Source organism: Legionella sp. PATHC039, assembly GCF_026191275.1.
GTDB classification, from domain to species: Bacteria; Pseudomonadota; Gammaproteobacteria; order Legionellales; family Legionellaceae; genus Legionella; species Legionella pneumophila.
Genome location: NZ_JAPHOP010000001.1, coordinates 890995 through 903197 on the forward strand (window position 1 = coordinate 890995; position 12203 = coordinate 903197).

The following is a 12203-nucleotide window of genomic DNA, read 5'->3' on the forward strand; positions in this document are numbered from 1 at the left end:
TTATCCGGGAAATCAATTTAAGTCATCCCGGATGACAGCCTGGCTTAATAACCCAGGCTGGAAATTAATGTCGAATGGTAGGATAGAGGGGATCGAGCGGGGGAGCGCTAGGGGTTACTATACCATTGTCTACAGAAGGATGTTGATGAACAGCAACTTCGGAGTTAAAAAATGGCCTATATGGGTAGGCATGTGGCTCTACTTCTTTCGCCTGCTTTAATGCTTGCTCAGCCAAGCTTTCAAAATAATGTAATTCATCAGTTAGGCGATTTTGAATTCCTTCATTTTGTAATAGCTCTTTTTTAAGATTAGGAATTGTTTGATTTTCCAGGGTGTAAATTTCCTTTTGGTTTGTTCCCATTTGCCGCCTATTACTCTCTATTTTTTCCTTGTTGGATTCAATCGTAGAATTATTGAAGTAAGCTTTCGCAGCATAAGTGATTGTGGCAATACCGACACCAAGTCCAGCAAGCAATAACAGTGCAGGGGGAGCAATAACCAAAGTTAACAATACAGCTGGTGGAATACCATAAGGGATGATCCCAGTTAGAGTTAATATCAATGGAATAGAAAAGAGCAAGGACAATCCAGATAAAACGAGAGTCGGGAAAAACAGTTTATTTCGTGTTTTTATATGGCTATTATACGATTCAAGGAGTTCTCTGTTTTGTTCTTCCAGACGCTCATTCCTCCTTGTTAAATCAGGATTAGCAAGCTGTAAGGAACTCAATTGAGAATTAAGTCTCGTTAATCTTTTTAAATTTTCACCAATAGTAAGCACTGTATTATCTAATCGGGATTGAATCGATGCCGATTTTTCTTTGTAATTTAAATGCCCTTTCATCCTTTTTACAATCGTTTGCAATGCGTCTACTTCTTGAAAAGGACTTTGCATAATTTGCAAAGACAATTCAAATTGCTCAAGAAAGATGGAGTAATTTAATTGATCTGCTTTCAGAAGCAAGGAGGAATGTTGTTGTGTGAGTGATTTTTTTTCTTTCTCAATATTGGATAACAGTTTTTTCTGATTGTCAGGAGATAGAGTGTTGACAACACCTGCTGTTTTTTGAACATAATTAAGGCGTGCTTGAAGGCGTTTTTCTCTATCGCCTCTGCGAATTTCTCTTGCATTATTTCTTGAGTCGAGAATTTCCATTTCTTTATTTATCTCTGAAATTCTTCTGTTAATTCTCTGAATACTCAGCCCAATATCCTGGCTATTTAAAGTGGCTTCAAGATGAGTGTGTACGTGAGTATTAGGGTTTAGCAAGGATGCAGATATTGGTTGAGAAGGATGTTGATGAACGACCGGAGTGTCCGGATGAGTATGGACATTGGGTACTGTATTGCGGATGAGCAACTCTCTTTCATATTGCTCTTTGCGGACTCGCAAGATCTCGAGTTGTCTTGTCAAATGATTCCTTTGGAGAAGATCTTGGCGTAACTCTTCAACATCTCGATTTTTTTCATCGTCATCTTCTTTCATTTGTTGTTCGTAAGCGCTTTTTTCTAACCGCGCAATCATAGCTATTTCGTCTGATTTTTTAATTTGAGATAACTGATCAACTATTTGATTATGGATCCATGGAATGGTTTTTTTATCGGTTAATAAATTTTTTAATTCAGAAAATTGATGATCAATAGAGAAAAAATTCTGGGTAAGCTTGACGAGTTCCTGTTTTACATCATAAGTAGCAAGTGACATAGATTGCTCCCAATAATCAATTTGTCGCATTTTAGATCATAAAGACTAATTTATCAATATTGGGACTAGCAGTTTTATTACAGGGGGTTAATACTCAGTCTTGCTCCATTGAAATTTTATTGACAGAAAGGCAATTTACGCTATCTCATTAACTGTTTCTTCTTCCAGCGCTTGCAGAGAGTCATTCGAGTCATTTAGCCCTTCGTCGCTCTCTTCTGAATGCGTGGATAATGATGGATCACTGGATTGGGTATTGCCGGAATTTAAAAGTGAAGAGGTAGCATAGGATAGGCACTCTACCTCTTTTGCTTTCTGGAATGCCTGGGCAGCTTGACGTTGCTGTTTTTGTAAAGAAAGCATTAATTGATCTCTTAAATTTTCATCTTTTTTGATTTGCATATCCAGAGTGGGGATGGTAAGCGTTTCCAATGATTTTAAATTTTGGGAATTTCGGCTCATTTGATTAGAGTTTGTTTCAATCGTTTGCAAATTGGATTTAATAGCTGATTCATTGGAATGCATTTTGAAGCTGAAAACGATAGCTGCTATGCCAACACCAAGAGTTGATAGCAGCAAGATGGTTGGAGGCGCTGAGACCAAAATATAAAGCAACGCAGGCGCAATGAAAAAAGGAATTACTCCGCTTATGGTTAAAATAAGAGGAATTGAAAATAGAAAAGTTAATCCAAATAAAAGTAATGCGGGTGTGCCCAAGCGATGACGTAGGTCAGCATGATGCTCTTTCATGGCCGTTAATTCCAAATTACGTGAAACTAATTCTTCATTTGCCGCTGTCAAATTGGGGTTATTGTTTTTTAAGGTTTTTAGTTTATTTTGTAATTCTCGTAATTTTACAATCTGGGAACTGATGGATTGCTTTTTAATATGGAGACTGGATTGTGTATTGATTACCTCATGCTCAAATTCCAAGTGTTGCTTTATATATTTTATAACAGACTTTAATGCATCGACCTCTTGAGAAGATAAAGTATGCTTTTTTTTATTTAAATACTTTTGAAGTTCCTCAAGAAATAATGGGTAATTAATCTGATCAGCTTCCTGAATGAGATCACTGCATTTTTTTTCAAGAGCATGATGTTGTTTTTGAATACTGCGCAACAAAATGGATTGATTTTTCCCTGATAATGTACTGAGAATATCCTCTCCAGTACTATTGTATCCAATTCTTGCCTGAGCGCGTTTAACCCTTTTAGTGTGATGTTGTGAGCGTACACTGGCACGCTTTTCAATTTCGTTTAATTTTATCTTGTTGTTAACTTCCTGTTCAAAAAGTGATTGAATTTTAATCTCACGCTCATTAATAGATCTTTGCAGGCGCTCAATCGACGCAGAGTGACTGGAGGACGGCTTTATCTTTTTCATAGGAGAATCAGCATGTTGAGTCATATCGACTTTAGTTTGGCTTTCAAAGAGTCGCTCTAGTTTATAATGAAGTAATCTGAGTTCCGTTTGCTGTTCACTGATTTGAGTTGGGATGTGGTTTAATTCACGAGTTAAAACTTCCTTTAATTTTTTATCTTTTAATGCTTCAGCATCATCCTGCTCTTTTTGAATCTTGTCTTCAGCCAGTTGAGCTTTATAAGATTGTTGTTCAAGGTTTTTTTTTAATTCTGTTTTATCAGAGTCTCTGGATTTAAGCAGAGTGGCTGTTACAGAGGAGTGAATCCAGGGAATTGGGGCTTTACTCAGAATTAAATCTTTTAAGCCAGAGAAAGACAACTCTTCATCCGCTAGAAATTGTTTTATATCTTCTGTAACTAATTCCTCGATATTGCAGTTGGCCAAAAACATAATCACTCCAGATTATCATTTTTAAATGATGTTAGTGTAATTTGAATATTCAGGCAACACACCACGATGGATATGGCAAGAAAATCGCTGCAATCAACAGATAAGCTATTGGCCAACGTGGGGTTTATTTCCAGATGTTAAAATAAGACAATTTCTCATGGTCTAAGAATAGTGTTAAAGTGGCTGAAAACCTGGTTTAAAAACATAGGTAATTATCAAAATACCTCAATTTGAAAATTTAATTATCATGACGGAAGGGTAAAAATTAAGATGTATGAGAATTTATTGGTTGGATGCCATGAGGAATGGAAAGAGATTCTGATGAAAGCATTGAATACAATGGATAGTGATTACTTAAAACAAATACAAGAGGATAGCCATTGGTTACCTGGGCTAAATCAACTGTTTTCTGCTTTTAGCCTGCCTTTGAGCCAGACACAATATATTCTTTTAGGCGAGTCTCCATACCCACGCAAAATTTCTGCTAATGGGTATGCTTTTTGGGATAATTCTGTAGGTTTATTGTGGAGCTCCACAGGACTAAGTAAGGAGGTTAATCGAGCAACCTCACTGCGCAACTGGATTAAAACGTTATTGATCGCTCGGGGTGATTTGCATGGAAATACCTCGCAAGAAGCGATCGCCAAAATAAATAAATCATGTCTGGTACAAACTGCGGAAGATTTTTTTAAAGGAATGATGAAAAAGGGAATTTTATTATTGAACGCTTCCCTGATATACAGTAAAGGTAAGGTTCCGTATCACGCGCGTCATTGGAAGCCATTTATGCAAAATTTATTTGAGCAATTGGCTATCAGGAAGCCTGATGTGCAATTAATCTTATTTGGTAAAATTGCTGAGAAAATACCCGCAAATAAATTATTGATAGGACTGGTTTCAGAACACCCATATAATGTAAGCTTTATTACTAATCAACGTGTTATAGAATTCTTTAAACCAATGGATTTATTGTCTTATGAATCAAATTGAATCGACTATTGCTATTGAAGAAGTACATAAATTTGCCCAACTTGCAAATGATTGGTGGGATACTAATGGTCCTCTCAGAACTTTGCATGATATCAATGGCGCTCGTTTTGAGTTTATTTCAGAGCACATTAATCTAAAGGGGCTGAGGGTGTTGGATGTCGGTTGCGGTGGCGGGATACTCTGTGAATCTATGGCCAAGGCAGGAGCTTATGTGAGTGGATTAGATGCAGAACCAGAAGCTATTCAAATTGCCAAAGAACATGCTCATAAAAACCAGTTGCAGATTGATTATTTTTGCAATCCTATTGAAGAGTATGAGGAGCAAGGTTTTGATGTAATAACTTGTATGGAGTTATTGGAACACGTACAAAACCCTGAGTTGGTTTTACAACATTGCAGGCGTTTATTAAAACCAAATGGGCTATTATTTTTATCAACTATTAGCAGAACGTTAAAAGCTTATCTCGGCGCTATTATTGCTGCGGAGTATGTGCTTAATTTGTTACCCAGGCAAACACACGATTATGATAAATTCATTAAACCCAGTGAGTTAGTTAAAATGGCACGCCTTTACGATTTAAATCTCATTGATATGAAAGGCCTATGCTATAATCCTTTCCTTAGGAAGACCACTCTGGTTTCTGATGTAAGCATTAATTACATTATGGTCCTAAAATAAAACAAATCCAAATGTGGCTTTTCCGCGCTATTTTAACTCTTGGCTTTTTTTATTGCCATAGCGCTCCTGATAACGCTGATAAGCATACTTGGCCTGCTCTGGCGTAACTACATCGACTTCATTACCATAAATATCTACACGTGCTGTATCAGGTTTTTGACAGCTTAAGTAAGCTGGAGAAGCACTGTAATAGCTTAATGCTTCTCTTAACGATTTTTTACTAAAAGGCGGAGTATCCAGTCGCTCATAAAAATCAATTAGATCATCAAATATTCCAATTTTGAGCGGTTTGACCTGGTTTCCTTTTTTAAAAAATGCATTAGGAAAATTTTCAATAAGCCAATCGATTACTTGAAGCTTATCTTTCTTGGTTGCATTTAGTTGTTGGTTCATAATCATACCCCGCTACATTTCATCGTAAATAAACTACCATATCTTATGACATAATCAAGCAGCATATTGCTCTAAAAAGATAAAATGACGTAATTTAAGCTGTAATTGATGTAAGAAATTTCTCAATTCCATAGAAGAAATTATTCTGTTTACCTGGCAATAATTCTTACATAAGCAGGTAAGTTATTGATTATTAATAAAATAAATATATAAGACTATTTCTGATCTGAAAATAGTATTGAGTGAAGGTGTGATTTAACACCTTGCGCTTCCCCTATTCAATTGCTAAATTTTAATCAAGACTTATATGGATATGAGTCGTGCAAATGGATTTGCAATTAGATGGATCTGATTTGTCAGGATGACAATAAGAACGCAAGTTCTTATACGGATGACTGCGAAAAGCCAGGGCTGAGTCCCTGGCTTACTTTTTTATGCTACAAGATAACCTGAGTGAGATAAAAACTTTTTATCAGGGTAATAAGCAAAAACAACCGAACCATTTTTAATGGTATTTATCACCGGTTTTGCCAAGGTTTGTGCTATAGCCGGGCAGCCCCAGGATAAACCAGCGCGACCTGCCTTTTTAATAAATTCAGGTTCAACATACCACGCGCCATGTATCACAACACGTCTATTGTATGCATTATCATTAAAGCCTCTATCCAGGCCTTGGAGGTTCAAGGAGTAGCCTTTGTGTCCGATATAGGTGTTTTTTGTGATATAGGTACCTAAGCTGGATTGTTTGCTGGACTCTCTGTTAGAAAAACTCCGTGCAACATTAACTCCCGAATTTTTACCATGGGCTACGTACGTATTGTATAATAGACGTTCATTACGAAGATCGAATACCCACATACGTTGCTTATTTGAAGGCAAGGAATAATCAATTACTGTGAGGACAGGCTTTTTAACTGCTCCTCTCTTACTCGCATTTTTATAGGCCGTTAAAGCAAGCTTTAATACTTTCTTGTTTAATTGAGGGGCCTTGTGGCTAAGATGTTGTACCTGGGTGTTAATGTCTGTTCCAGGCTTGGCAAATAATGGAGTGCTGGATGTGATATTACTTGTTAGTAGTACAGTTGAGATTAGAGTAAATAATGTATTCATACTGCTCCTTTCTTCTTGTTAAATCACCATTATTGGTTATTACAAAAGATGGTGATTATATTAACAAATAAGTTAATTGTAAATTTATAAGGGTTTAAGTTGCCCATTAGGTAAAAATATTAATCATATCATGAGGTTAATTACAGGCTGAAAAAGAAATTTGATAAAAATATATACAATATGTTTGCTAACAAATCTATATGTATAATCAAAAAAACATCTTTTTGATTGCAATTAGATCTTTTTGTTTAAATTCAATTCTGTTTTTCTGCGTTAAAAAGCATGTTTTTGCTTTGTCGAACAGGATTGTCGTCATATAATATGCCACAAAAAGGGGGGTGATGCATTGATTTTATATAGCCCAATTTTTTGCTCGATACTATGATTTATATTTGAAATATTGCCTTGTAGTAGAGAGGGGCATGGCAAATAAGTCAGTGTAAGATATCATAACCGGATTTTTTCATTGTTATAATAATGAATTTAATTTTTGTGTTATATGGTAAAAATTTAATAACTATTTTTTTCAATTACCAATTTAGCCTTGGAGAACATTATGCTGGAAAAGCAGTCCATTCATTTACCGGAAGGATTAAGAGCTGCTATTAATAAAGCTTATCGCATGGATGAGCTTTCTTTAATTACAGAGCTTAGTGAACAGGCAGCACTTGATCCTCAGCAAATGATGGCAATTAAAACCAGTGCTACAAAATTGGTTCAATCAGTTCGGAGTGAGAGAAAGAAAAGCACCGGAATAGATTCTTTTTTAACGGAGTATGCCTTATCAAGTGATGAGGGAATTGCCTTAATGTGTCTGGCAGAAGCATTATTACGCGTCCCTGATAATGCCACCATAGATAACTTGATTAAAGATAAATTAGCTGGTGGTGATTGGAGGGCACATCGTGGACAGAGTGAATCATTTTTTGTAAATGCTACTACTTGGGCTTTAATGCTAACTGGTAAAGTTTTAACTCCTGAAAAAGCTGAAAATACATTAACCAAAGCTTTACTAAAATTGGTTAATCGAAGTAGTGAGGCTGTTGTTAGAAAAGCAGTGGATAAAGCCATGCGGATTATGAGCAAACAATTTGTGATGGGACGTACCATTAATGAAGCGTTAGCTCGAGCGAAAAAAAAGGAAGACAGGGGATACAGATATTCTTACGATATGCTTGGTGAAGCTGCCTTAACATCTGCTGATGCTGCAAGATATTTTGAAGCCTACAAGGAAGCAATCATTTCAATTGGAGAGAAAGCTGATAAACATTCAGATGTATATAGACGCCCTGGTATTTCCATCAAACTTTCTGCCTTACATCCACGATATAGCGAGTTTCAGTATGAGCGTGTCATGGCAGAATTACCCCCCAAATTATTAGCCTTGTCTCGTTTAGCAAAAGATTATGGTATTGCTTTGACAATTGACGCCGAGGAGTCAGAGCGTTTAGATCTTTCACTTGATGTGATAGAGAAAGTGTTTACTGATGAGAGTTTACAGGGATGGAATGGGTTCGGTTTGGCCGTTCAATCCTATCAAAAAAGAGCTTTTTATGTCTTGGATTGGGTTGCTGCTTTAGCAAGAAGTAAGCAGCGGCGTATTATGGTCAGATTGATTAAAGGAGCCTATTGGGATAGTGAAATCAAAAAAACGCAAATGCAAGGCTTTTCTGAATACCCGGTTTTTACCCGTAAAGTATTTACTGATGTGTCATTTCAGGCTTGCGCAAAAAAAATCCTGACTATGACCGATGCCATTTATCCACAATTTGCCACACATAATGCTTATTCTGTAGCAATGATTCTTAATTTGGTAGGAGGTTATAGAGATTTTGAATTTCAATGTCTGCATGGTATGGGTAATGAACTTTATGAACAGATTGTTCCAGCAAATTGTTATGGTATTCCATGCCGTATTTATGCACCAGTTGGTAGCCATGAGGATTTATTACCGTATTTAGTTCGACGATTACTGGAAAATGGAGCAAACTCATCTTTTGTCAATCGCATAGTTGATGATAAGGCACCTATTAGCGAGTTAGTGGAGGATCCGGTAGCTAAATCAAAATCGTTACTTGATAAAATAAATAAAAATATATCATTGCCAGAGGATATCTTTTTGCCCGTACGAAAAAATTCTAAAGGCCTTGACTTTACAAATCGACTTGAACGCGCCTTATTGCAGCAGGAAATGGCAAAAATTGAATCAAAAGAATGGCAGGCAAGTCCTATGATTGCCGGTCGAAAATTATCCATGGACTTACTGCAAACAGTTATGTCCCCACAGCAGCCGGCATATGCTATTGGCTCAGTGCAGCAAGCCACACTTGATGATGTAGAGGTGGCATTAAATCAAGCAAAATTGGCTTTTGAATCGTGGAGCAAGAAAGCGGTAGAAGAACGCGCTTCTTGTCTAAACCGATTTGCAGATTTATTACAGGCCAATATGTCAGAGCTCATGGTATTGACTTGTCGGGAAGCTGGTAAAACCTGGAGTGATGGCATTGCTGAAGTAAGAGAGGCTATTGATTTTTGTCGATACTATGCCAAGAAAGCTCAAGAGCTTATGAGTAGCCCTCAACGCTTTAATGGATACACTGGGGAATTAAATGAATTGAGTTTGCATCCTCGCGGGACAATATTGTGTATCAGTCCCTGGAATTTTCCATTGGCTATATTTACGGGACAAGTCGTAGCCGGGCTGGTTACAGGCAATTGTGTTATTGCGAAACCGGCAGAACAAACGCCACTAATTGCAGCCTATGCTGTGAAGTTAATGCATCAGGCCGGTATCCCTGAAGGAGTAATTCAATTAATTCCAGGCGCTGGAGAGACTATTGGCGCTGCTTTGGTCGCAGATAAACGAATTAAAGCAGTATTATTTACAGGCTCGACTGACACGGCGAATTTGATTAATCGGACGCTAGCTACTCGAGGTGGTGAAATCATTCCTCTAATTGCTGAAACAGGTGGTCAAAATGCAATGATTGTCGATTCTTCGGCATTATTGGAACAAGTGGTTGTTGATGCTGTCACTTCTGCCTTTGGCAGCGCGGGGCAGCGATGCTCGGCACTTAGGGTATTGTATGTGCAAGAGGAAGTGTATCCAAGAACTGTAGAGCTATTAAAAGGTGCCATGGCTGAGCTAGTCGTAGGGGATCCTCAATGGTTATCAACCGATGTTGGCCCTGTTATAGACAAGGAAGCATTATCTATATTGAAAAATCATGTCGAAAACATGAGAAAACATCATGAAATATTATATCAATGCACTGTTGACGATGAAGCTTTATCAGGATATTTCATGCCGCCAACAGCTATTGCAATTGATAGTATCAGCGCTTTGGAAAAAGAAGTATTTGGGCCAATTTTGCATGTGATTCAGTTTAAGAGAAAAGATCTGGATAAGGTAATTAATCAAATCAATCAAACTGGCTATGGTTTAACACTGGGAATACACAGCCGAATTAATGAAACAGTTGACTACATTAGGCAAAGGGTTCACGCAGGGAACTGTTATGTAAATCGTAATATGATTGGCGCAGTAGTAGGTCTACAGCCTTTTGGTGGTGAAGGGTTATCTGGTACAGGACCCAAGGCTGGAGGCCCTAACTATTTGATTCGACTTTGCCATGAGCGTACCTATACAGTTGATACAACTGCGGCAGGAGGTAATGCCAGTTTAATGTCTATCCCGGAAGAGGGTTAGCAGTATTAGAAATTCACTTAAGAGAATAATAAAATCTTAAGTGCATTTATTACAGGAGATCTGCCCCTGTCTGGAACGGCAATATTTGGTCGATCTTGTATGAGGGCTGATCTATTACAATTGATTAATAACTCTTAAGAATCATCTTGAAAAGCCCAACAAAATTTTTTGTGGGCTTACATTTCTTGCTCAATTATTCTTCACTACATAATTGCTCGTCGTGTTTTTTAGCAAATAACCAGGGAATGAAAACAAATAGAATAAGGCCGCCAATCAGAAAACATTCAAAGAGAAAAACATTCTTTATAGGGATTTGTGAAGGGGGGATAAATCCGACAATCATAGCTGCTATGCAGCAGATAATCCCAATTCCAGAGATAAGAGACATTACCAGATTCCCACCAGGAATAGTATAGCCACGCGGCTGTTCGGGCTTGCTGTATCGCAATTTAATTGCTGCAGCGAACATCATGATATATACCAACAATGCCATTTGAGCACTTAAATCGCTTAATACCCAGTACGCAGCATTAATTGAATCGAGTAAAATAAAGACTGTGCTTAATACAGTAAATATAACGCCTTGAGTGAGCAGTATGGCTACCGGCGAGCCGTATTTATTGACACGGGAAAACAGTGCAGGTAAGGAACCATCGCGTGCAGACACTAGTAATCCTTTGGTTGGACCTATTATCCAGGCTGAAACGCCACTGAGGCCTCCTAAAATAATTAACACGGCAATCACTGATGTCATCCACGGCATATTATAGGAATTAAAAAATATGGCGTAGGCATCAACAAGGCCTGACACAACACTTAAACTATCGTTTGGTACTACAATAACAATTGCCAAAGAACCTAATGATAAGGTGGATATAATTAAAAGAGCCGAATAAAAAAGTGCTTTTGGATAATCTCTTTGCGGGTTTTTTACTTCTTCAGCATGAACAGCAGACATTTCCATTCCTATAAGGCCAAATAAAACCGCTGAAAATAAAGACAGATTTCCTAAAGAACTAAAATCAGGTAACCATGTTGTGGGGTAATTGACTGCTACAGGTCTATCTTGAAATATCCAAACTGCGCCCAGGACAATAATCACTATCATAGGAAGTAGTGTGCCTATGGAGGCGCCGATAATACTTACAATGCTGGATAGTTTCATGCCAAAGCAATTTAAAAAAGTAAACACCCAAAACAAGGTAAGTGCTGTGCCTAATAAATAAAATTTGTTATTCCCCAAATGAGGAGCGATTAAATAGGATAACGTGGCGGCGATAAAAGCTAACATAGTTGGATACCAAACCACGTTATAGATCCATTGCAGCCAAATAGTGATAAATCCTGCCCGTCTCCCGAATGCTTCCCTGACCCAGACATAAATTCCACCGGTGTTAGGATAGGCGGTAGCGAGCTCTGCAGCAACCAATGCTACTGGAATAAAAAAGGTAAGGGCTGCAAAAATATAATAAAAGACCAGAGAAAATCCAAGTTTTGCGCTAATAGGCAAGGTCCTCAAACTATCTACAGCAATGACGTTGATCATAACTAAAGAAAAAACGTTCAGAACCTTTTTTGAATGATTCATTATTTATCCTTTATGAGTGCAATAAACCCGGGTATTGAATGGGGTATAAATGGTATTATGATAAGTTAACAGAGTAAAGAAAAGTTTATCTGTACAGTTTAATTACTGCTTAATATTTATAAGTTGTTGGGTTTCTCCTGATTATGGTATCAATTTTTACTGATATTCTGATTTCAGCTGCCTAGTGATGCAGTGTTCATGCGTCTCTAGATATTTT

The 12203-nt window shown here is 37.5% G+C and carries 8 protein-coding genes; 3 read left to right on the forward strand and 5 right to left on the reverse strand.

Going from position 1 to position 12203, the window contains the following annotated elements:
- Positions 1-64 precede the first annotated feature (64 nt).
- Both legC3 (OQI99_RS04075) and legC3 (OQI99_RS04080) read right to left on the reverse strand, forming a co-directional pair.
- Entirely contained in the window at positions 65-1705 is a 1641-nt protein-coding gene (gene legC3 / locus OQI99_RS04075) for a Dot/Icm T4SS effector LegC3/PpeA (protein WP_265732347.1), read from the reverse strand.
- Positions 1706-1840: 135 nt separating this feature from the next.
- A complete protein-coding gene (legC3, locus tag OQI99_RS04080; RefSeq protein WP_265731341.1) occupies positions 1841-3523 on the reverse strand; it encodes a Dot/Icm type IV secretion system effector LegC3/PpeA in 1683 nt (560 codons plus the stop codon).
- Between the two features lie 264 nt (positions 3524-3787).
- Between legC3 (OQI99_RS04080) and OQI99_RS04085 the strand changes: the two genes are divergently transcribed.
- Both OQI99_RS04085 and ubiG read left to right on the forward strand, forming a co-directional pair.
- Positions 3788-4507 carry a uracil-DNA glycosylase family protein gene (locus OQI99_RS04085; protein WP_010947427.1) on the forward strand — a complete coding sequence of 240 codons (720 nt, stop codon included), beginning with the start codon at positions 3788-3790 and terminating at the stop codon, positions 4505-4507.
- Positions 4494-5186 (forward strand): bifunctional 2-polyprenyl-6-hydroxyphenol methylase/3-demethylubiquinol 3-O-methyltransferase UbiG, encoded by a 693-nt coding sequence (ubiG, locus tag OQI99_RS04090; RefSeq protein ID WP_265731342.1) that lies wholly within the window; start codon positions 4494-4496, stop codon positions 5184-5186. Before OQI99_RS04085 ends, ubiG begins: the two co-directional genes overlap by 14 nt.
- Positions 5187-5213: 27 nt before the next feature.
- Here ubiG and OQI99_RS04095 read toward each other — a convergent pair whose 3' ends face one another.
- Positions 5214-5585 (reverse strand): ProQ/FINO family protein, encoded by a 372-nt coding sequence (locus OQI99_RS04095; RefSeq protein ID WP_010947425.1) that lies wholly within the window; start codon positions 5583-5585, stop codon positions 5214-5216.
- Positions 5586-6011: 426 nt separating this feature from the next.
- A complete protein-coding gene (locus OQI99_RS04100) occupies positions 6012-6689 on the reverse strand; it encodes a murein L,D-transpeptidase catalytic domain family protein (protein ID WP_010947424.1) in 678 nt (225 codons plus the stop codon).
- Between the two features lie 556 nt (positions 6690-7245).
- Here OQI99_RS04100 and putA point away from each other — a divergent pair.
- Entirely contained in the window at positions 7246-10398 is a 3153-nt protein-coding gene (gene putA, locus OQI99_RS04105; protein ID WP_265731343.1) for a bifunctional proline dehydrogenase/L-glutamate gamma-semialdehyde dehydrogenase PutA, read from the forward strand.
- A gap of 193 nt (positions 10399-10591) precedes the next feature.
- On the opposite strand, the gene OQI99_RS04110 is transcribed toward putA, so the two are convergent.
- Positions 10592-11986 carry an APC family permease gene (locus OQI99_RS04110; RefSeq protein WP_010947418.1) on the reverse strand — a complete coding sequence of 465 codons (1395 nt, stop codon included), beginning with the start codon at positions 11984-11986 and terminating at the stop codon, positions 10592-10594.
- Between the last annotated feature and the right edge of the window lie 217 nt (positions 11987-12203).

Coding starts and splice junctions, on each gene's coding strand:
- legC3 (WP_265732347.1), bottom strand. CDS start 1,705: ATGTCACTTGCTACTTATGATGTAAAACAGGAACTCGTCAAGCTTACC.
- OQI99_RS04085 (WP_010947427.1), top strand. CDS start 3,788: ATGTATGAGAATTTATTGGTTGGATGCCATGAGGAATGGAAAGAGATT.
- ubiG (WP_265731342.1), top strand. CDS start 4,494: ATGAATCAAATTGAATCGACTATTGCTATTGAAGAAGTACATAAATTT.
- OQI99_RS04095 (WP_010947425.1), bottom strand. CDS start 5,585: ATGATTATGAACCAACAACTAAATGCAACCAAGAAAGATAAGCTTCAA.
- OQI99_RS04100 (WP_010947424.1), bottom strand. CDS start 6,689: ATGAATACATTATTTACTCTAATCTCAACTGTACTACTAACAAGTAAT.
- putA (WP_265731343.1), top strand. CDS start 7,246: ATGCTGGAAAAGCAGTCCATTCATTTACCGGAAGGATTAAGAGCTGCT.
- OQI99_RS04110 (WP_010947418.1), bottom strand. CDS start 11,986: ATGAATCATTCAAAAAAGGTTCTGAACGTTTTTTCTTTAGTTATGATC.